Here is a 20,684-nt window from a genome sequence, read left to right as displayed (position 1 = left end):
CATAGGGGACAACATGAAAATCGGATGCAAATACCTGGGCGTGGTGATGGCCCTGCTGCTCGTTGCCTGCGGCGGTGGTGGCGGTGACGAGGTGTCTCTGCCCAGCGCGGCGGAACTGTGCGGCAGCGTGGGCGTGCAGCCCAAGATCGCCAATGGCAGCAACTGCGCCACGCCGGAAAAAACGCCGGTGATCCTGCTGGTCGTGGTGGGGGCAGAGGGCAACTCCAGCATCTGCTCGGGCGTGCTGCTCACGCCGGCGAAGGTGCTGACGGCGGCGCATTGTGTGCCCGCCGGCACGCGCCGGGTGGCGGCTGCCGTGTGGCGCGCCGACGGCAGCGTCACCGCGTTGAACGCCAGCGGCTGGGTGCCCCATCCCGGCTTCGCCCAGAGCAGCACGGGCTATGTGAACGATGCGGCCGTGGTGACCCTGCCCGGCGCCATGCCCAACCCCACCATGCCGCTGCTGGTCAGCCAGCCGTCGAGCGTGGGTGACTCGGTGTTTCTCTCGGGCTGGGGCGGTCCGGGGTTCGAGCTGGCGGTGGGCTTTGCGAGCCTGACCACGGTCAACGACAACCACGTGGGCTTCACCTACACCGGCAAGCTCAGCAACGCCTGCGCGGGGGATTCCGGTGGCCCGGTCTACCGGGCGGTGGGCGGGCGCCAGGGCGTGGTCGGACTCACGTCGTCCGGCACGGTGGCCAACTGCGAGGTGGGTGATCGTTCGCTGTTCACCAACACCCAGGGCGCTTCGGTGCTGAATTTCATCCGTTCGCAGGCGCCGGGCGCGGCTGAAATCTGAAACCCTGTCGCCGTCATGGCGGCCTGACGTGCGTCAACCGGCCAGCGGCCCGTAGAGATCCCTGCGCCGCGCCGGCAACGGGGACGACCGGCGTGCACCGGTCAGGGCCTCCCGCGTCAGGGTTGTCCGCAGCAGCGCCGCGTCGCGCCCGGCACGGGTCCACACGCCCCCGTCGGGGCCCGCCACCGTGCTCAGTCCGCCGTAGTGAACGCCCGGTTCGTTGCCGCAGGCATTGGCGTAGGCCACGAACACCCGGTTTTCGCAGGCGCGCGCCGGCACCAGCAGGTTCGGCACCTCGTCGAACGCCATCATGTTGGCCGTGGGCACCAGCACCGCGTCGGCGCCCTGCAACGCCAGCAGGCGCACGGTCTCGGGGAACTCCACGTCGTAGCAGATCAGCAGGCCCAGGCGCCAGCCTTGCCATTCGAACAGCTGTGACGCCGCGTCGCCTGCGCTGAACTGCGCGCGGTCCATGTCGCCGAACAGGTGGGTCTTGCGGTAGTTCGCCAGGCGCGTGCCGTCGGGGGCGATGGCCTGCGTGGCGTTGAAGGGCTGGCCGCCGTGCGGGTGGTGTTCGGGGTAGCCGTAGACGATGGCGACGCCTTGGCGCTGCGCGATGCTGGCCACTGTCTGCGCCAGCGGGCCGTCGGCCGGCTCGGCCAGGGCCTGCACGCGCCCGGGACCGATGGCGTAGCCGGTGAGGCCCATCTCGGGGCACACCAGCAGTTGCACGCCCTGCGCCCGGGCCTGGGCGGCCGCGTCGTCGAGCCGCTGCAGCGCCTCGGCGGTCGTGCTCGCGTAGCTGGTTTGCCAGAGGGCGAGGGTGAGGGCTTCGGTCGGGGCCATGCTGACGGGGTGCTTGAGGGGGATTCAGTCGGGCAGCGCCATCGGTCCGATCTGCGCGAACAGGTCGCCCGGTCCCGGGTTCTCGGCATGACACCGCCCACCCAGGTGGTGCACGATGCCCCAGACCGCGTTGAGCGAGGTCTGCACCGCGCCTTCGACCCAGGCCGGCGTCCACGACACGTCGTCGCCGGCGATGAAGATGCCGCGCTCGGCGGCGGGAAAGGCGTCCTGCATGAAGTGGCTGTACATGCGGTGGTTGTAGCGGTAGTGGCCGGGCAGGGCGCCTTTGAAGGCGCCTAGGAAATGCGGGTCGGCTTCCCACGACACGCTGATCGGGTCGCCCACGATGTGGCTGGCGATGTCCACGTCGGGGTAGATTTTCTGCAGCGCCGAGAGCGCGAGCTGCACGCGTTTCTGTGTGTCGTGCGGCAGCATCTTGAGCGCATCGCCCATCCAGGCGTAGGAGAGGCAGATCACGCCTGGTTTGTCCGGCCCGTTGTCGAACAGGTAGGTGCCGCGCGTGAGGCGGTCGGTGAGCGTCATGCCCAGCGTGGGCCAGCCGTTGGCCTTCAGGTCGTTCCAGAACGGGCGGTCCACCATCACGAAGGTCTTGCTCGACTGCATGTAGCGCGTGCGGTCCAGCGCCATCCAGTGCTTCTGCGAAAACAGGGTTTCTTCGACCGCGATCTGCGTGGTCAGCAGCCAGCTCTGGCAGGTGGTGAGCGCGGCCGGGTAGTGGCGTGTGTTGCCCCAGGTGTCGGTCAGCGCGAGCTGGCCGTCGGACGCGCGCGCGATGGCGGTCACGCCGTGTCGCGGCGCGCCGTGGTGCAGGCTGGCCAGCGTGGTGCCGGCTGGCCAGTGGCGCAGTTCGTGTGCGGCGGGCGCGTGGTGCCACAGGCCCACGGGCACCTGCTGGGCGCCGCCCACGATCAGGTGCTGGTCTTCATCGCAGCCGGTCAGCACCACGCGCAGGATCTCCAGCATCGAGTTGGGGAAGTCCGAGTCCCAGCCACCGGTGCCAAAACCCACCTGGCCAAACATCTCGCGGTGGCGGAACGAGAGCGCGGCAAACGCCGGCGACTGCGCCACGAAATCGTAAAACGTGCGGTCGTCCCACAGCGGCACCAGGCGGTCCCACAGGGTTTTCAGGCGCGGCACGTCACGTTCGCGCAGCGCCTGCTGCAGGCCGCTGAAACCGGCGCCGTCTTCGAGCGCGCGGGCCCAGGCCCCGGCCACCTCGGCAAACAGCGGCGGCAGGTCGGCCAGGTGGCGCGCCCAGTGCGTCTGGCCTTCGAGGTCGATCACGGTGCAGCCGGCGGCGGGGGTGAGCGGGTTGGGGAAGGGCCGGGTCTGCAGGCCGAGCCGGTTCACGTAGTGGAAAAACGCGGTGCTCGACGCCGGAAAGCGCATGCCGCCGAGCTCGGCCACCACACCCTGGCCGCCTTCAAACGGCTGCGAGCGCAGCCGCCCGCCCATGCGCGAGGCCTCGTAGACCACGGGCTTGAGGCCCAGCTTCATCAGCTCGTAGGCGGCCACCATGCCGGCCATGCCCGCGCCCACGATGGCGACCTCGCTGCCCAGGCGCTCGGGCGGCAGCTCGCCCAGCCCCTGCGGGTGGGTGATCCAGTCGTCGAAGGCAAACGGAAAGTCCGGGCCGAAGATGGTGACAGGGGCGTCGGCGGTGCGGGTGGCGGTCATGGTGGGGATCTCAAAACAGGCTGGTCAGAAGCCACGCGGCCGTGCCCCACATCATCAGCGCCACGGCGCCGTCCAGCAAGCGCCAGATGTGCAGCGAATTGAGGCGCCGGCCCAGCCAGAACGCCGCAGCGCCGAGCACAACGAACCACACCACCGAACCCGCGGCCGCACCCAGGCCAAAGGTGGTGCTGCCCTGCCCGTAAGCCAGCGAGGCGCTGCCGATGAGCACGGCGGTGTCGAGCCAGGCGTGCGGGTTGAGCACCGAGAAGGCCAGCGCCGAGAGCACCGCCTGGCGCCGTGTCACGGGGGCTGGTGCGCGGCGCTGCACACCGGGTTCGTCATCCAGCGAGGCCGGGGCCTGCGGTTTCAGGAAACGCTGGAACGCCTGCCAGCCGTACACGCCGAGGAACAGCACCCCGGCACCGACCAGCGCGCCCAGCAGCTTGTCGCTCAGGCCACCCAACTGCGCCAGGCCGAGCACGCCGAGCGAGATGAGCACGATGTCGGCCACGGCGCAAACGGCCACCGTGAGCCACAGGTGCTGGCGCTGCAGGCCCATGCGCAGCACGTGCGCGTTCTGTGGCCCGATGGCCATGATCAGGGACATGCTCAGCAGCATGCCGGCGGAGAAGGTGGGGAAACTCAGGATCATGGCGGTTCTCGGTGGCGTTCGCCGGCACCCGTCACGGGGGGTGCATCGGTCATGGCCCGGAGTCTGCCGCCGTCCGGCCATTGTTTAAATCATTTCAACAAAAAATGATATTGGTTAAAAAATAATTGATTTTAGTCAGGCCAGCTCAGACCAGTGTGCGCACGCGGTGCACCACGTCCTGCCGGCACCTTGGGCTTCCTGCTGGCCACGGTGTTCGTGGTGCTGATGCACACCGCCTTCATCTTCAACTTCACCGAGCTGTCCACCGCCATCCCCTCGCCGGCGGCCCGTTCGCCCACGCCCGGCGCGCGTTGGGCCCCACCGGCGGCTTCATCGCGGGGTTCGCCACGCTGGTGGAGTTTGTTTTCGCGCCACCGGCCATGAAGATGGTGGTGGGCGGCGGCGTGATCGCCGTGTTCAGCGACGAATGGATCAGCTTCGGCGGCCTGCCGCTCACCGCCAACACCGTGACCATGGCCTCGCTGTTCAAGCTGCGCGCCAGCGGGCCCCTGCTGGAGTGCCCGTTCCGCGCGCCGTTCCACCCGCTGTTCCCGGCGATTGCCCTGGTTTGCGGCCTGGTGTGTCTGTTCGCGGTGGTGAGCTTCAACGCCATGCTCTCGGTGCTGATCCTGGGCCTGATGGCACTGGCCTGCGGCCACTTCCGGATCGGTTCCGCGCAACGCGATGCCGCCCGATGGATGCCATGCTGGGCGTGGTGGAATGAATGCTCGGCGGTTGTGGTGGCTAGACTAGAACGCATCACCCCCGCCGGCTGAAAGGATGCATCCGTGAGTCTGGGCACCACCCTGGGGCAGCGCGCCTACCGTTTCGAGAACCTGCGCGAGGTCATGGCCAAGGCCACGCCCTTGCGCTCGGGCGACTGCCTGGCCGGCCTGGCCGCCGCCACCGAGCAGGAGCGCGTGGCCGCTCGCTGGGTGCTGGCCGACGTGCCGCTCGCGCGCTTCCTGAGCGAGGCGCTGGTGCCCTACGAAGACGACGAAGTCACCCGGCTGATCATCGACAGCCACGACGCCGCCGCTTTCGCCCCGGTGGCCTCGCTCACCGTGGGCGGTTTTCGCGACTGGCTGCTCGGCGAACGGGCCACGCCCGAGGCGCTGCGCCGGCTCGCCTCCGGCCTCACGCCCGAGATGGTGGCCGCCGTGAGCAAGCTCATGCGCAACCAGGATCTGATGCTGGTGGCGCGCCGCTGCGAGGTGGTCACCCGCTTTCGCAACACCCAGGGCCTGCGCGGCCACCTCTCGGTGCGGCTGCAGCCCAACCACCCCGCCGACGACCCCGCCGGCATCGTCGCCAGCCTGATCGACGGCCTGATGCACGGCGCGGGCGATGCGGTGGTCGGCATCAACCCGGTGTCCGACAGCGTGCCCGACCTGGTGCGGCTGAACCACCTGCTGGCCGAGGTGCTGGCGCGCGGCGCCATCCCCACCCAGACCTGCGTGCTCACCCACGTCACCAACACCATGCAGGCCATGCAGCTGGGCGCCCCGGTGGACCTGGTGTTCCAGTCCATCGCCGGCACCCAGGCCGCCAACCAGTCTTTCGGCATCGACCTGGCGCTGCTCGACGAAGCCCGCGCCATGGCCCTGGCGCTGGGCCGGGGCACGGTGGGCCACAACGTGATGTATTTCGAAACCGGCCAGGGCAGCGCCCTGTCGGCCAACGCGCACCACGGTGTGGACCAGCAGACCTGCGAGGCCCGCGCCTACGCCGTGGCGCGGCGCTACCAGCCGCTGCTGGTGAACACCGTGGTTGGCTTCATCGGCCCCGAATACCTGTACGACGGCAAGCAGATCACCCGCGCCGGCCTGGAAGACCACTTCTGCGGCAAGCTGCTGGGCCTGCCCATGGGCTGCGACATCTGCTACACCAACCACGCCGAGGCCGACCAGGACGACATGGACAACCTCATGGTGCTGCTGGCCACGGCGGGACTGAACTTCCTGATGGGCGTGCCCGGCGCCGACGACGTGATGCTCAACTACCAGAGCACCTCGTTCCACGACGCGCTGGTGCTGCGCGAGCTGTTCGGCCTGAAGCGCGCGCCCGAGTTCGAGGCCTGGCTGCAGGGCGTGGGGGTGACGGGGGCCGATGGCCGCCTGCTGCCGGCCGCCGCGCAAGGCGCGTTGTCGCAACGCCTGTGGACCCTGCCGGAGCCCGCATGACACCGGACCAGACCCCCGCGCCAGGCACCGAAATCGAGACCGGTGCCGACCCCTGGGCGCGCCTCAAACGCTACACGCCCGCACGCATCGCGCTCGGCCGCAGCGGGGTCAGCCTGCCCACGCACGAGGTGCTGGGCTTCTCGCTCGCCCACGCGCAGGCGCGCGACGCCATCCATCTGCCGCTCGACGTGGTCACGCTGGCCGACCAGTTGCAGGCCGATGGCTGGCCCGCGCCGCTGACACTGCGCAGCCGAGCCCGCGACCGCCACGAATACCTGCTGCGCCCCGATCTGGGGCGTCGACTCGACGGCGACAGTGTGGCGGCACTGCAGGCCTGGCACACCAGTGGCGCATCCCCGGATGTGGCGCTGGTCGTGGGCGACGGGCTGTCGGCCCTGGGCATCCAGCGCCATGCCGTGCCGCTGCTGGGCGCCATCCGCGCGGCGCTGGGCGGGCCGTTGACCCTCAGCCCACCGGTGCTGGTGAGCCAGGCGCGCGTGGCCGTGGCCGACGAGGTGGGCGAACAGCTCGGCGCGCGCATGGTCGCCATGGTCGTGGGCGAGCGCCCTGGCCTGAGTTCACCCGACAGTGTGGGCATCTACCTCACCCACGCGCCCCGCGTGGGCTGCACCGACGCGCAGCGCAACTGCATCTCCAACGTGCGGCCTGCCGGACAAGACCCGCTCACCGCTGCGCGGCGCCTGGCCTGGCTGGTGCACGAGGGCCTGCGCCTGGGCTTGACCGGTGTGGCGCTCAAAGACCACAGCGGCCTGCCCATGGTGTCCCAAGCGCCTGCCCATCTGGATGCTGGTTAAACTGGTCTGAACCGTCTTCGGATCGATCAAGTTTCTCTCATCCATGCTGGACGCCCGCCAACTGCAAGCCCTGGCCGCCGTGATCGAACACGGCGGTTTCGGACCGGCCGCACAGGCCCTGAACCTGACCCTGGCCGCTGTGTCCTTGCGCATCAAGTCGCTGGAGTCGCACCTGGGCCAGCGCCTGCTGGTGCGGGGCAAGACGGTGCGTGCCACCGCCTCCGGGCAGGCGCTGCTGGCGCACGTGAAGCAGTTGCAGATGATGGAGGCCGACCTGCTGGTCGGCTTGCAGGGGGGCGAGCCGCGTGGCGCGGGCGCCGCCTGGCAGAGCCTGAGTGTGGCCATCAACGCCGATTCGGTGGCGGGCTGGTTTCTGCCCGGCGTGGCGCCGCTGCTGCAGCGCCACCGCTTGTTGCTGGAGATCCTGATCGACGACCAGGACCACACGCACGACGCGCTCAAGAGCGGCGACGTGATCGGCTGCGTGACCACGCTAGCGGAACCCATGCGGGGCTGCGTGGCCGAACCGCTGGGCGTGATGCGTTACCGCTGCGTGGCCGCGCCGGCCGTGGTGCAGCGCTGCCGCACTCCGCGCGGTACGGTGTCGCCGCACAAGCTGCTGGCACAACCGGCCATCATCTTCAACCGCAAGGATGCGTTGCAGGACAGTTTTCTGGCGCAGCACTTCGGCCTGAAGCAGCCGAACTACCCGAAGCACTTCGCGCCCGCGGTGGAAGCTTTCGAGACCGCGATCGAACTCGGCCTGGGCTGGGGCATGGTGCCCGAGCAGCATCTGGCCCGGCGGCCGGGGCTGCAGGAAGTGCTGCCCGGCGCCACGGTGGACGTGGTGCTCTACTGGCAGCACTGGGCGCGCGAGCCGCTGTCGGCCCAGCGCCTGACACAGGCGGTCAAGGCCGCGGCCCATGCCAGCCTGCCGCCGGTTTCAACGGATTGAACGACAGCGGGATTGCCGGGGCTTCCCCCGCACGGGTACGGGTTCAGGTGCTGGGGCTCGACACCTGGGTCGACCGCAGCGCGTGCCGATCTGCGCGGCGATGCTGCCCGAGCGCCACCGCCTGCCCAAGGTGCGCGCCTGCACCGACCACCGGGCGCGCTGGCTCTCGGGCGAGGTCCCGGCTGGCCTTGTGCCCGCCTGAAACAAGCGCAGAGGCCCGCCGCCTAAAATCCCATCCCTATGCTCAAGATCAAACAGGAACTGCTGGCCGGTCTGGCCACCTCGCTCGACGCGCTCTCGCCCGGCGCGGGCGCCAAGGCCGCCTTCGAATCGCCCAAGGTGGCGGCCCATGGCGACTTCGCCGTGACCGCGGCCATGCAGTTGGCCAAACCGCTCAAGCTCAACCCGCGCCAGGTTGGCGAAAGCCTGCGCACCGCGCTGCTCGCGATGCCGGTGTACCAGCAGTGGGTCAGCGACATCGACATCGCCGGACCCGGCTTCATCAACATCCGCCTCAAGCCCGCCGCCAAACAGCAGATCGTGAAAGAAGTGCTGGAGGCCGGTGCGGGCTTCGGTGTGCAACCGGCCAACGGTCAGCGCCTGATGGTCGAGTTCGTCTCGGCGAACCCGACCGGCCCGCTGCACGTGGGCCACGGCCGCCAGGCCGCGCTGGGCGACGCCATCTGCAGCCTGTACCAGACCCAGGGCTGGGACGTTCACCGCGAGTTCTATTACAACGACGCGGGCGTGCAGATCGGCACCCTGGCCAACAGCACCCAGTTGCGCGCCAAGGGCTTCAAGCCCGGCGACGAACAATGGCCCGAGGCCGCCTACAACGGCGACTACATCCAGGACATCGCCAACGACTACCTGGCCAAGAAGACGGTGCATTCGGATGACCGCGAATTCACCGCCAGCGGCGACGTGGATGCGCTCGACGACATCCGCCTTTTCGCCGTCGCCTACCTGCGCCACGAACAGGATCTGGATCTGCAGGCCTTCGCCGTCAAGTTCGATCACTACTATCTGGAGTCGAGCCTGTACACCAGCGGCAAGGTGGACGCCACGGTGCAGAAGCTGCGCGACGCCGGCAAGACCTACGAGCAGGACGGCGCGCTGTGGCTCAGGTCCACCGACTACGGTGACGACAAGGACCGCGTCATGCGCAAGGGCGACGGCTCCTACACCTACTTCGTGCCCGACGTGGCCTACCACATCAGCAAGTGGGAGCGCGGTTTCAGCAAGGTGATCAACATCCAGGGCACCGACCACCACGGCACGATTGCCCGCGTGCGCGCCGGTCTGCAGGCCGCTGGCGTCGGCATCCCGGCCGGGTATCCGGACTACGTGCTGCACACCATGGTGCGCGTGGTCAAGGGCGGCGAAGAGGTCAAGATCAGCAAGCGCGCCGGCAGCTACGTGACGCTGCGCGACCTGATCGAATGGACCTCGAAAGACGCGGTGCGTTTCTTCCTGCTCAGCCGCAAGCCCGACACTGAATACACCTTCGACGTCGATCTGGCGGTCCAGAAGAACAACGACAACCCGGTCTACTACGTGCAATACGCGCACGCGCGCATCTGCTCGGTGCTGGCTTCCTGGGGCGGCGACCCGGCCACGCTGGGCGGCGTGGACCTCTCGGCGCTGGACAGCCCGGCCGCGCAGGCGCTGATGCTGCTGCTGGCCAGGTACCCCGCCATGCTGGCCGACGCTGCGCGCGACTTCGCGCCGCACGACGTCACCTTCTACCTGCGTGAACTGGCCGCCAGCTACCACAGCTACTACGATGCCGAGCGCATCCTGGTGGACGACGAGGCGGTGAAACTGGCCCGCCTGGCGCTGGTGAAAGCCACGGCGCAGGTGTTGCACAATGGCCTCGCGGTGCTGGGCGTGAGCGCCCCGCAAAAGATGTGAAGCGGAAACCCCCTATGAAACAACAGACATTGCAGGCACACAAACAGCACGGCAGCACCATCGTGGGCTTCGTGGTGGGCCTGCTCGTGGGGCTGGGCATTGCGCTGTCGGTGGCGGTGTACGTCACGCGCGTACCGGTGCCCTTTGTCGACCGGGGCGTGTCGCGCAAACCGGCGCAGGATGTGGAGGAGGCCGAGCGCAACCAAGGCTGGAACCCCAATGCCGGTCTGGCCGGCAGCCCGGCCACCCTGCCACCACCGGTTGTGAGCCCGGAGCCGGCGCCCGCTTCAGCCGTGGCTGAACCGGCAGACAGTCCCGCCGCAACGACCACCGAGCCGGCCGCCGACAAGACCGCCGCCCGGCAACCAGAGCCGACGCAGGCCGATCCCCTGGGCGACCTGATGCGGGCGCGCACCGGCGCGGTCAAGGGGGCCGAACCGTCGGACAGCGCGTCGGTGCCGGCCGATCCTTTCACCTACTTCGTGCAGGCGGGCGCGTTCCGCGCGCCCGAAGAAGCCGAAGCCCAGCGCGCCCGACTCGCCATGCTGGGCATGGCGGCCGACATCAGCGAACGGGAGCAGTCCGGGCGCCCCGTTTTCCGGGTGCGCGTCGGACCATTCAGCCAGAAAGCCATGGCCGACGCCACGCTGGAACAACTCGAAGTCAACGGGGTGGATGCCGCCCTGGTGCGCGTTCAGCGCTGAACCCATCCCGGAACTTTTCCCATGGCCTGTGAAACCAAGTAGGTCAACACAAGGAGTTTGATTCGATGCAACGCCGCGATCTATCCCGTTCTCTGCTGGCTGCCGGTGCCCTCGCTGCCAGTGGCCTGGGGCTCAGCCCCGCCTGGGCGCAGCGCGTCGGGTTCCAGGAGGGCAAGGACTTTGTCCGACTGAGCAAGCCGGTGCCGGTCAGCACGCCACCGGGGCAGGTGGAAGTGGTGGAGTTTTTTGCCTACTCCTGCATCCACTGTCACCATTTCGAGCCGCTGCTCGACGCCTGGATCAAGAAGCTGCCCGCCGATGTGAAGGTGCGCCGCGTGCCGGTGGCCTTCAACACGGCTTTTGTGCCCATGCAGCGCCTGTATTTCGCGCTGGAATCCATGGGCCTGGTCGATGCCCTGCACCAGAAGGTGTTCAAGGCTTTTCACGAAGAGCGCCTGCCGCTGACCACGGCGCCGGCCATCACCGCCTGGGTGGAGAAGCAGGGTGTTGACCGTGAAAAATTCACCGGTTTCTTCAACGGCAGTGCCATCAAGATGGCCGAGGCCGCCATCGGGCTGCAGAACGCTTATGACGTTGAAGGCACACCTGCGCTGGGTGTGGCGGGCCGTTTTTACATCGGTGGGCAGGGTCCGCGCACGATGCTGATTGCCGATTCACTCATTGCTGAAGCACGCAAAACCTGATCCCGGGTTCCCCGTGCCGCGAGCAAGACCCGCTGCAGGCGGGTCTTGTGCTTTTCGGGCCGGCTCATTGAGCGCTGGATGCCGACAAGTGGCCTTTGCACCGTTACAATGAATGCAAGATTTGTGCCCTATTAAAGCCATGCCCACACACCACCTTCCCCCCCCATGGATCCGCAGTCTCTTTGCCACGATGGCCGGTCTGGTGCTGGCAGGCGCGGCCCACGCGGAGCTGGCCGACAAAGACAAGCCCATGAACATCGAGGCGGACGCGCTGCGCTACGAAGACACGCGGCAGACCAGCGTGTTCACCGGCAACGTCCTGATCACCAAGGGCACCATCGTCATGCGGGGCAGCAAGATGGACGTGCGCCAGGATCCGCAGGGCAACCAGTTTGGCGTGGTGACCGGCACGGCGGCAGCGCCTGGTTTCTTCCGCCAGAAGCGCGAAGGCCTGGACGAGTGGATCGAAGGCGAGGGTGAGCGCATTGAATACGACAGCAAGGCCCAGACCGTGGTGTTCACCGGCAGCGCCGTCTTGCGCCGCTACCGCGGCACCCAGCTGAACGACGAAAGTGTGGGCAATCAGATCACCTACAACAGCCTGACCGAGGTGTTCACCGTCAAGGGTGGACCCGCCAACCGCACGGCCGCCAACCCCTCGGGTCGCGTGCGTGCCATGCTCACGCCCATTCCCGATGCGGCGTCCCCGGCACCCGCCCCGACCGATCCTGCCAAGCTGCGACCCAGCACCGATCTCAACGAGAAGCAGAAGTGACGACCATGCTCATGGCCAGCACGCCTCAGGCGATGGCGGTGCGCAGCAGTCTGGAAGTCCGGGGTCTGAAGAAATCCTATGGCAGCCGCACGGTGGTCAAGGATGTCTCGCTCAAGGTCGACAAAGGTGAAGTGGTCGGCCTGCTGGGCCCGAACGGCGCCGGCAAGACCACCTCGTTCTACATGATCGTGGGCCTGCTGCGTGCCGATGGCGGGCAGATCCTGCTCGACGGCCAGCGCATCGAAGGCTTGCCGATCCACCGCCGTGCCCGGCTGGGCCTGGGTTACCTGCCACAAGAGGCCTCGATCTTCCGCAAACTCACGGTGGCGCAGAACGTGCGCGCCGTTCTGGAGCTGCAGCACGATGTGGATGGCAAACCCCTGACCGAAGCAGAAATCGGCAGCCGCCTCGATGAACTGCTCAAGGACCTGCGGGTGGACCATCTGCGCGATTCGCCGGCGCCCGCCCTTTCCGGGGGCGAGCGGCGCCGGGTGGAAATCGCCCGGGCCCTGGCCACGCGCCCGCGCTTCATCCTACTGGACGAACCCTTTGCCGGCATCGACCCGATTGCGGTTCTGGAGATCCAGCACATCATCGGTTTTCTGAAGTCCAGGGGCATCGGTGTGCTGATCACCGATCACAACGTGCGCGAAACCCTGGGCATCTGCGACCACGCCTACATCATCAGCGACGGCCATGTTCTGGCCAGCGGTCCCACCGCAGAGATCGTGGAAAACGCCGAAGTACGCCGTGTGTACCTGGGCGAGAACTTCCGCATGTGAACATGACCTCCACGCTCGTCATTGCATGTACTTCGCGGCCCCCCGAGGGGGCTGATTCGCCTTGGGGCGGCCCGGCGGCGTCTTGTGGCCCCCACGCCTTGCCGCTGCGCGGCGCGCTGCCCCCCAAGGGGGTTGATTCGCCTTGGGGCGGCCCGGCGGCGAATCTCCGTTTCCCGCTGCTGTACGCCCAGGCATGAAGCAAGGCCTCTCCCTGCGTGTATCGCAGCATCTGGCGCTCACGCCCCAGTTGCAGCAATCGATCCGCCTGCTGCAACTCTCCACGCTGGAAATGGCGCAGGAGGTCGAGCAGATGCTCGACGAAAACCCGTTTCTGGAGCGCACGGAAGAGATCGCCGAGCGCGAGGCTTTCGGTCTGGAGCAGGTCGATGCGCCGGTGAGCGCCGGCGAACAGATCGCCGATGCCGCGCTGCCGGTGGCCGACGCCGTGGCCGCCCCCGCCGAATTTGACGGCCCGCTGCCTGACCGCGTCAGCAGCACGTCCGACGCGCCCGCCGACAGCGGCTCAGGCGACGAGATCGAAAGCCGGCTCGACGGCGCCACCCCGGTGGAAGAAAGCTGGGAAGGCGACGGCACGGTCGAGATGGCGCCCGATGACAGCGAATGGGGCGGCGACGCACCGGCGCGCAACAGCGGCTCCGGTGGCGACGACGAAACCGCCAGCGCAGCCGACCTGGCCCGCAGTCCCGTCAGCCTCCAGGACCACCTGCACGAGCAGGCCCGTTGTCTGCGGCTGAGCGACGAGGACGCGGCGGCGCTGTATTTCCTCATCGAATCGCTCAACGACGATGCCTACCTCGAAGACGACATGGCCGAGCTCGCCCTGGGCTTCTGGCGGCTCATGCACGGCCGCGAGGCCACCTCGCCTGCCATCGAAGAGCTGGAGGCCGTCGAAGCGCAGCTGCGCATGGCCCTGGGCTGGCTGCAGCACATGGAGCCCACCGGCGTGGGTGCGCGCAACCTCGGCGAATGCCTGCGCCTGCAGATCGAAGAGCTGCGCAACACCCCCGAAGCGCGCGCGGCGCTGGCCATCTGCAACCAGTCGATGGAGCTGGTGGCCAAACGCGACATCAAGCGTCTGTGCGCCCTGTGCGGCATCGACGACGAAACGGCGCGCGCCGCGCTGGGTGTCATCGCGCGGCTTGAACCCAAACCCGGGCGCCGTTTCATCGATGTGGAGCGCAACGTGGTCGTGCCCGACGTCATCGTCACACGCGCCGGCCGGGGCTTCAAGGTCATCCTGAATCCCGACGTGATGCCGCGCCTGCGCGTGCACGACGTGTACGCCAACGCCATGCGCCAAAACCGCGGCGGCCGGGACAACGGCGGCGAAGCCGGCCACGCCGCCATGCAGCAGCGCCTGCAGGAAGCGCGCTGGTTCATCAAGAACATTCAGCAGCGTTTCGACACCATCCTGCGCGTATCGAGTGCCATCGTCGAGCGCCAGCGCAACTTCTTCATGCACGGCGAACTCGCCATGCGCCCGCTGGTGCTGCGCGAGATCGCCGACGAGCTGGGCCTGCACGAGTCCACCATCAGCCGCGTGACCACCGCCAAGTACATGGCCACGCCGTTCGGCACCTACGAGCTCAAGTACTTCTTCGGCTCTTCGCTCGGCACCGAAACCGGCGGCAACGCGTCGAGCACCGCGGTGCGCGCCCTGCTCAAACAGTTCATCGCCTCCGAAGAGCCCAAGAAACCGCTGTCCGACAACCAGCTCTCCGACCTGCTCAAGGAGCAGGGCATCGAGTGCGCGCGCCGCACCGTGGCCAAGTACCGCGAGGCACTTCGCATCGCACCGGCCAACCTTAGAAAAAGCCTGTGAATCAATTGAAGTTGTTTCTCCCCTGTGCGGCCGGCGTGGAGGACATGCTCGCCGACGAGGTGCAGCGCATCACCAACGAACCGCTGGCCTTCAAGGCCCGCGGCGGTGTGGGCATCAAGGCCTCGTGGCGCGACGCCATGCGCCTGAACCTGTACAGCCGCCTGAGCCAGCGCGTGCTGGTGCAGCTCTGGCACGGTGGTTACCGCGGCGAGCAGGACCTGTACAACGCAGCCAGCGAGATCGCCTGGGAAATCTGGTTCACGCCGCAGCAGACCATCAAGGTCGAGATCACCGCGCAGCACAGCCCGCTGACCAGCCTCAACTTCGCCGCACTGAAGATCAAGGACGCCATCTGTGACCGCTTCCGCGACAAACGCGGCGAACGCCCCAGCGTGGACACCACCTGGCCCGACGTGCGCATCTACGCCCACGTCACCACCGACGAACTCACGCTCTACATCGACACCTCGGGGGAGCCGCTGTTCAAGCGCGGCTGGCGCGAAGACAAGGGCGACGCGCCGCTGAAGGAAACGCTGGCCGCGGCCATGATCGCTGCCACCGGCTGGAACGGCGGCGAGGCACAAACGCTGGACGACATCACCCCGCTGTACGACCCCTGCTGCGGCAGCGGCACGGTGGTGATCGAAGCGGCGCAGATCGCGCTCAACATCCCGCCCGGCATGCTGCGCCGCTTTGCGTTTGAAAAGATGCTGCCGTTCCAGCAGCATGTGTGGACCGCGATCCAGGACGAAGCCGAGCGCGAGATGCGCGACTGGCCCGAAGGCCACGCGCCCATCGTGTTCGGCAGCGACGTGTCGTTCCGCATGGTCGATTTTGCGCAGCGCAACGCCGAGCGCGCAGGCGTTGCCCACGCGATCGAACTGCGCGGCGGCGACGCCCTGCAGCGTATGCCGCCCACGCAGAAACCCGGTGTGATGCTGCTCAACCCGCCCTACGGCGAGCGCATCGCCGCGGCCGGTGTGGCTGGAGAAAACGCCAGCGCCCGCGCCCAGCGCATGGAGCCGCGCGCCCCCCGCACCGGCGCGGCCGGCAAGGCTGCGCCCCCCGCGCCCGGCCTGGGCCGCGAGAGCGCGCAGATGGCCGACGGCGGCGACGGCAGCGAGTTCTTCCAGCAGCTCGCCGCTCACTGGAAGAGCCACTACGCGGGCTGGAGCGCCTGGCTGCTCACGCCCGACCTCAAGCTGCCCGGCAAGATGCGCTTCAAGGAATCGCGCCGCGTGCCGTTGTGGAACGGTCCGATCGAATGCAGGCTGTTCCGGTTTGATCTCACCGCAAGGCGTGCCCCAGACGCCACTCCGCCCGCGGCATGAGCAGAACGGATCCGGTGACGCTGGTGATCGACACCAACGTCGTGCTCGACCTCTTCGTCTACGAAGACCCGGCCACGCTGCCGCTGCGCGCGACCCTGGCCAAGCCGCAGAGCCGCTGGCTGGCCACGCCCGTCATGCGCGAAGAATTGCGCCGCGTGCTGGCCTACCCGCAGGTGGTCAAACGCCTGGAGGCCCGGTCCCTGACCGCCGAGGCCGTGCTCGCCGCCTTCGACGCCCGCGTCCAGCTCGCGGACACCGCCCCCAAGGCGCCCTTCACCTGCAAGGACACCGACGACCAGCAGTTCATCGACCTCGCCGTTGCCCACACGGCCGTGCTGCTGAGCAAAGACAAGGCCGTGCTGTGCATGGCCAAACGGCTGGCCACACTCGGTGTGAGCGTGAACCGCCAATGGGCGCCCGCCGCCATTCAACCCCAACCCATCACCCCATGAAAACCATCGTCCGCGCCTTCTTCAAAACCATGCGCGCCGTGCTCGGCCCGTTCATGCTGCTGAAAGAGCGCCTCACCCAGCCGAAAGGCGTGGTGCGCGAGCCCGCAGCCCAGACCACCGTGAATCTGCAGTGCCAGAACCTCGCGCTGTACCAGTTCAGCACCTGCCCGTTCTGCATCAAGGTGCGGCAGGAAATGCGCCGCCTCTCGCTGCCCATCGAGCAGCGCGACGCCCAGCACAACGCCACCCACCGCGCCGAACTGCAACAAGGCAGCGGAGCGACCAAGGTGCCTTGCCTGAAGATCACCGATGCGTCTGGTCAGAGTCAGTGGCTGGTCGATTCGGCCGCGATCATCGGCTACCTGCGCGGGCGCTTCGCCACAGCCTGAGCGGCTGGCCTCAGTCGGCCAGCAAGCCAGCGCTCACCCCGGCCGCATCCGGCCGCTCAAACACCGTGTTGTGCCGCTCCGTCAGTGGCCCGCCGCCGGGCACGGTCTCGCCCCGGGACGTGCTGCCCACGGCCTTGAATTTCCACACCGCGCCGATGCGCTTGAGGTAACCCACATGCTGGCCGGCCGCGTCCAGCACGGCGAACACGCCCTCGTTCACGGGGCTCAGGCTCAGGGGTCCCGGCGCTGCGCTCACTGGACGACCCTCCGTGCTGCGCTCATGCCGGGGTCCGCACACCGGCGCGCACGCCGGGCAAGGGGGCGACTGCCAGCGCGTCGGCGCGCTCGCGCCGCCCGCTCAGGATGCGGCCGAGGTTGCCCTCGATCCAGTCCGCCAGGCCTTCCACCTGACGCGCTACCTCCACGCCCATCGATGTGAGGCTGTATTCCACGTGCGGCGGCACAACAGGGTATTGCGTGCGCAGCACGAAGCCATCGCCCTCCAGCCACTGCAGCGTCTGCGCCAGCATCTTCTCGCTCACGCCGCCGATCTTGCGGCGCAGGTCGCTGAAGCGGTGCGTGCCCGCCAGCAGCGCCACCAGCACCAGCACGCCCCAGCGGCTGGTCACGTGCTGCAGCACGGCGCGTGAGGGGCATTCGGCAGCGAACAGCTCACCACGCTCCATCAGCGTGGCGATAGCGGGGGCTTCGGCACCGGGCAACGGTTCGTTGGTATTCATGGGGTACTTACCTTTGTGTTCGTACTTACGAAAAGTTTGTTAGAAGGATATTCTCCGCTCCTCATCGTTTCCACACAAGGAGTTTTTCCATGATTGCCATCACCGGCGCCACCGGCCAGCTCGGCCGCCTCGTCATCCAGAACCTGCTCAAGACCGTGCCAGCCGCACAGATCGTGGCCGCCGTGCGCAGCCCTGAAAAGGCCGCCGACCTCGCCGCGCTCGGCGTGCAGGTCCGCCAGGCCGACTACGCCCAGCCCGCCACGCTCGAAGCCGCCTTTCAGGGCGTGGACAAACTGCTGCTCATCTCGTCCAGCGAAGTCGGCCAGCGCGCCCCGCAGCACGCCGCCGTCATCGCCGCCGCGCAAAAGGCCGGCGTGAAGCTGGTCGCCTACACCAGCCTCCTTCGCGCCGACACCTCGCCGCTCGCCCTCGCCGCCGAACACAAGGAGACAGAAGCCATGCTGCGCGCCTCGGGCCTGCCCCATGTGCTGCTGCGCAACGGCTGGTACACCGAAAACTACACCGGCAGCGTCGGCGCCGCATTGCAATACGGCGCCGTCATGGGCAGCGCGAAAGACGGCCGCATCGCCTCCGCCACCCGGGCCGACTACGCCGCCGCGGCCGCCGCCGTGCTCACGAAGGACGACCAGGCCGGCAAGGTGTACGAACTGGCGGGCGACACCGCCTACACCCTGAGCGAACTCGCCGCCGAAATCGCCCAGCAGTCCGGCAAGCCCGTGGTCTACAACGACCTGCCCGAAGCCGCCTACGCCGCAGCCCTGATGCAAGTGGGACTGCCCGAAGGCTTCGCCGCGCTGCTGGCCGACTCGGACGTGGGTGCCTCCAAAGGCGGCCTGTTCGACGACGGCCACCAGCTCAGCCAGCTCATCGGCCGCCCGACCACGCCGCTGGCCGATGTGGTGAAGGCCGCGCTCGCGGGCTGATCAGCGCAGCCAGACAGGGGTCGCTCAGACGGCATGCGCCTGGGCCGGGTGTGTGCCTCGCTCGCACCCATCTCGCGCGGATGCCGCATGACCCCAGAGCGTCCATGCCAGCGAACAAAAAGCGACCCCCCTGCAAAGGGGTCTCTTCCGTCCTGAGGCGATAGTGTTTATAAAGAACCTGTTCACGCACGCGGTCCAACTGCTGGCTTGCGAGAGCCCGTGTAGCCCGTTGCCTGGTCGGGTTTTCCGGGATTGGGCGACGACCTGCAGGGCGTTGGGCTCATAGACCGGCGTTCGTGATCTGCTGCGAAACGTGAAAACGTGACCGTGGAGGGCCAAGACATGGCACACGATGTGGACATGGTTGTCAGAAACGGTCGGATCGTCGACGGGACTGGGGCCGAGGCCTTCGAGGCCGATATCGCCATCTCCGGCGGCCGCATTGTCGAGGTCGGGACGCTCTCAGTGCGTGGACGCGATGAAGTCGACGCGCAAGGGCTGGTGGTCACCCCCGGCTTCGTCGACATTCACACGCACTACGACGGGCAGGTCACCTGGGCGGATCGCCTCATACCTTCATCAAGCCACGGTGTGACAACTGTCGTGATGGGCAATTGTGGAGTGGGCTTCGCCCCATGTCGGCCCGATCAGCATGAGATGCTCATCGGTCTCATGGAAGGTGTCGAAGACATCCCCCACCCGGTGCTGGTGGACGGATTGCCATGGACCTGGGAGACGTTTCCCCAGTACCTTGATTTTCTCGCCACCCGACGGTACGACATGGACATCTGCGCCTACGTGCCGCACGCCCCTGTCCGTGTCTATGTGATGGGCCAGCGCGGCGCAGACCGGGAGCCCGCGACGCCGGCCGATCTGGAGCAGATGGCCCGCATCGTGCGCGAGGCTGTTGCGGCGGGTGCGATGGGCTTTTCAACATCGCGCACATTCTTCCACCGCTCCGCCGACGGCAAGTCCACACCGAGCTTCGAGGCGGCCGACGACGAGCTGATGGCACTCGCGCAAGCCCTCAAGGCGTCGGGCAAGGGCGTCATGCAGCTGATCAGCGATTTCGACGACCCCGAGCAGACCTATGCGTTGCTGCGCCGGCTGGTGCAGCGTGCGGGGCGGCCGCTGTCGGTTTCGCTGTTGGAGGGCGGCTACGGCCCGATGACGCTGCGCTGGCACGACGTACTCGACTGGGCGGCCGAGGCCACCTCCGCCGGGCTCCCGATCAAGGCCCAGGTCCTCAGCCGGGCGATTGGCGTGATGCTGGGACACGAGTTGACGCTGAACACGTTCTACACCTGCGGGTCCTACGTCAAGCTGGCACAGTTGCCCTTCGACGAGAAGATTCGTGAACTGAAGCGGCCTGAGGTTCGCGCGCGCATCCTGGCGGAATCAGCCGATCCCGATCCGACCATCGTGCTGGGGCGCCTGGCGCGGGAGTTCGACCACATGTTCCTGCTCGGCGATCCGCCGGACTACGAGCAGCCGGTCGGGCAGAGCATTGCGGCTCGGGCAAAACGTCTGGCGGTCTCACCGGAAGAGCTTGCCTACGATCTCATGCTCGAGCGAAACGGGCGCAACAATCTCTACGTGACCCTGTGCAACTACGAACACGGTTCACTCGATTCATCACTGGGCATGATGCGTCACCCGGGTTCGGTGCTCGGGCTGGGCGACGGCGGTGCCCACTGCGGGACGATCTGTGACGGAAGCTATCCGACCTTCATGCTCACGCACTGGGTCCGTGACCGGACTCGTGGCGAGCGTCTGCTCTTGCCCGCGGTGGTGAAGCTGCTCAGCTGCGACACCGCACGTGCGGTGGGTCTTGAGGACCGCGGGCTCATCGCCCCCGGCTACAAGGCGGACCTGAACCTTTTCGATCTGGATCGCCTGCATCTGCACGCGCCGGAGGTGGCCCATGATCTGCCGAGCGGCGGACGGCGCCTCGTGCAACGCGCAGATGGCTACACCGCCACGATCGTGAGTGGCGCTGTCGTGTACCGAGGTGGCGTGCCGACCGGACTGCTGCCTGGTCGGCTGGTGCGGGGGCCACAGGCTCCTGCCCTGCACTGAGCGGCGTGGCCCCGGAGTCGCTCGCCAGAAAGCCCGGGCGGCTTTCGGGCCGGATCTTCTGCCGCATGAACCGAAGCCG

21 protein-coding genes and 1 pseudogene are annotated in these 20,684 nt (G+C 67.8%); 17 read left to right on the top strand and 5 right to left on the bottom strand.

Going from position 1 to position 20,684, the window contains the following annotated elements:
* Window positions 1–13 precede the first annotated feature (13 nt).
* On the top strand, window positions 14–799 hold the full coding sequence (locus AC23D4_RS12815) for a trypsin-like serine protease (RefSeq protein WP_472890208.1): 786 nt from the start codon (window positions 14–16) through the stop codon (window positions 797–799).
* 33 nt (window positions 800–832) lie between these two features.
* Here AC23D4_RS12815 and AC23D4_RS12810 read toward each other — a convergent pair whose 3' ends face one another.
* Genes AC23D4_RS12810 through AC23D4_RS12800 form a run of 3 tightly spaced genes read right to left on the bottom strand, consistent with a single transcriptional unit; the run spans window position 833 to window position 3,995 of the window.
* Entirely contained in the window at window positions 833–1,645 is an 813-nt protein-coding gene (locus tag AC23D4_RS12810) for a carbon-nitrogen hydrolase family protein (RefSeq protein WP_472890207.1), read from the bottom strand.
* Window positions 1,646–1,669: 24 nt separating this feature from the next.
* Window positions 1,670–3,343, bottom strand: a complete 1,674-nt coding sequence (locus AC23D4_RS12805; protein ID WP_472890206.1) for a flavin monoamine oxidase family protein — start codon at window positions 3,341–3,343, stop codon at window positions 1,670–1,672.
* A gap of 10 nt (window positions 3,344–3,353) precedes the next feature.
* Complete coding sequence (locus AC23D4_RS12800; protein WP_472890205.1) at window positions 3,354–3,995, bottom strand: LysE/ArgO family amino acid transporter; 642 nt, start codon at window positions 3,993–3,995, stop codon at window positions 3,354–3,356.
* 153 nt (window positions 3,996–4,148) lie between these two features.
* On the opposite strand from AC23D4_RS12800, the pseudogene AC23D4_RS12795 reads away from it, so the two are divergent.
* From AC23D4_RS12795 to AC23D4_RS12730, 14 genes and pseudogenes are all read left to right on the top strand, one after another.
* Window positions 4,149–4,393: pseudogene (locus AC23D4_RS12795) on the top strand (hypothetical protein); the annotation flags it as partial.
* The gene (locus tag AC23D4_RS12790) at window positions 4,376–4,771 is read left to right on the top strand and encodes a hypothetical protein (protein WP_472890218.1); all 396 of its coding nucleotides are present in this window, start codon (window positions 4,376–4,378) and stop codon (window positions 4,769–4,771) included. The pseudogene AC23D4_RS12795 and the gene AC23D4_RS12790, both read left to right, overlap by 18 nt.
* A gap of 72 nt (window positions 4,772–4,843) precedes the next feature.
* Window positions 4,844–6,178: an ethanolamine ammonia-lyase subunit EutB gene (locus AC23D4_RS12785; RefSeq protein ID WP_487623741.1), complete on the top strand. Its 1,335-nt coding sequence runs from the start codon at window positions 4,844–4,846 to the stop codon at window positions 6,176–6,178.
* Window positions 6,175–6,993: an ethanolamine ammonia-lyase subunit EutC gene (eutC, locus tag AC23D4_RS12780; protein WP_472890203.1), complete on the top strand. Its 819-nt coding sequence runs from the start codon at window positions 6,175–6,177 to the stop codon at window positions 6,991–6,993. The genes AC23D4_RS12785 and eutC overlap by 4 nt, the downstream gene beginning before the upstream one ends.
* Before the next feature lie 43 nt (window positions 6,994–7,036).
* Window positions 7,037–7,948, top strand: coding sequence for an HTH-type transcriptional regulator ArgP (locus AC23D4_RS12775; RefSeq protein ID WP_472890202.1), 912 nt, complete (start codon window positions 7,037–7,039; stop codon window positions 7,946–7,948).
* A gap of 240 nt (window positions 7,949–8,188) precedes the next feature.
* A complete protein-coding gene (gene argS, locus AC23D4_RS12770; protein WP_472890201.1) occupies window positions 8,189–9,862 on the top strand; it encodes an arginine--tRNA ligase in 1,674 nt (557 codons plus the stop codon).
* 14 nt (window positions 9,863–9,876) lie between these two features.
* Complete coding sequence (locus AC23D4_RS12765) at window positions 9,877–10,566, top strand: SPOR domain-containing protein (RefSeq protein WP_472890200.1); 690 nt, start codon at window positions 9,877–9,879, stop codon at window positions 10,564–10,566.
* A gap of 65 nt (window positions 10,567–10,631) precedes the next feature.
* On the top strand, window positions 10,632–11,270 hold the full coding sequence (locus AC23D4_RS12760; RefSeq protein ID WP_472890199.1) for a thiol:disulfide interchange protein DsbA/DsbL: 639 nt from the start codon (window positions 10,632–10,634) through the stop codon (window positions 11,268–11,270).
* A gap of 139 nt (window positions 11,271–11,409) precedes the next feature.
* Complete coding sequence (gene lptA / locus AC23D4_RS12755; protein WP_472890198.1) at window positions 11,410–12,045, top strand: lipopolysaccharide transport periplasmic protein LptA; 636 nt, start codon at window positions 11,410–11,412, stop codon at window positions 12,043–12,045.
* A 5-nt stretch (window positions 12,046–12,050) separates the two neighbouring features.
* Window positions 12,051–12,827, top strand: coding sequence for an LPS export ABC transporter ATP-binding protein (gene lptB, locus AC23D4_RS12750; protein ID WP_472890217.1), 777 nt, complete (start codon window positions 12,051–12,053; stop codon window positions 12,825–12,827).
* A 193-nt stretch (window positions 12,828–13,020) separates the two neighbouring features.
* Window positions 13,021–14,670, top strand: coding sequence for an RNA polymerase factor sigma-54 (gene rpoN / locus AC23D4_RS12745; protein ID WP_472890197.1), 1,650 nt, complete (start codon window positions 13,021–13,023; stop codon window positions 14,668–14,670).
* Complete coding sequence (locus AC23D4_RS12740) at window positions 14,667–16,001, top strand: THUMP domain-containing class I SAM-dependent RNA methyltransferase (RefSeq protein ID WP_472890196.1); 1,335 nt, start codon at window positions 14,667–14,669, stop codon at window positions 15,999–16,001. The genes rpoN and AC23D4_RS12740 overlap by 4 nt, the downstream gene beginning before the upstream one ends.
* Complete coding sequence (locus tag AC23D4_RS12735) at window positions 15,998–16,453, top strand: putative toxin-antitoxin system toxin component, PIN family (protein ID WP_472890195.1); 456 nt, start codon at window positions 15,998–16,000, stop codon at window positions 16,451–16,453. Before AC23D4_RS12740 ends, AC23D4_RS12735 begins: the two co-directional genes overlap by 4 nt.
* The gene (locus tag AC23D4_RS12730) at window positions 16,450–16,842 is read left to right on the top strand and encodes a glutaredoxin family protein (RefSeq protein WP_472890194.1); all 393 of its coding nucleotides are present in this window, start codon (window positions 16,450–16,452) and stop codon (window positions 16,840–16,842) included. Before AC23D4_RS12735 ends, AC23D4_RS12730 begins: the two co-directional genes overlap by 4 nt.
* Window positions 16,843–16,852: 10 nt before the next feature.
* On the opposite strand, the gene AC23D4_RS12725 is transcribed toward AC23D4_RS12730, so the two are convergent.
* Complete coding sequence (locus AC23D4_RS12725) at window positions 16,853–17,098, bottom strand: hypothetical protein (protein WP_472890193.1); 246 nt, start codon at window positions 17,096–17,098, stop codon at window positions 16,853–16,855.
* Window positions 17,099–17,120: 22 nt separating this feature from the next.
* Window positions 17,121–17,582 (bottom strand): winged helix-turn-helix transcriptional regulator, encoded by a 462-nt coding sequence (locus tag AC23D4_RS12720; protein ID WP_472890192.1) that lies wholly within the window; start codon window positions 17,580–17,582, stop codon window positions 17,121–17,123.
* Window positions 17,583–17,671: 89 nt separating this feature from the next.
* Between AC23D4_RS12720 and AC23D4_RS12715 the strand changes: the two genes are divergently transcribed.
* Both AC23D4_RS12715 and AC23D4_RS12710 read left to right on the top strand, forming a co-directional pair.
* The gene (locus tag AC23D4_RS12715) at window positions 17,672–18,526 is read left to right on the top strand and encodes an SDR family oxidoreductase (RefSeq protein WP_472890191.1); all 855 of its coding nucleotides are present in this window, start codon (window positions 17,672–17,674) and stop codon (window positions 18,524–18,526) included.
* 342 nt (window positions 18,527–18,868) lie between these two features.
* Entirely contained in the window at window positions 18,869–20,605 is a 1,737-nt protein-coding gene (locus AC23D4_RS12710) for an N-acyl-D-amino-acid deacylase family protein (protein WP_472890190.1), read from the top strand.
* The last annotated feature ends 79 nt before the right edge of the window (window positions 20,606–20,684 follow it).

It is taken from the genome of Hydrogenophaga sp. L76 (assembly GCF_057654755.1).
This window is presented reverse-complemented; position numbering and strand designations above follow the sequence as displayed.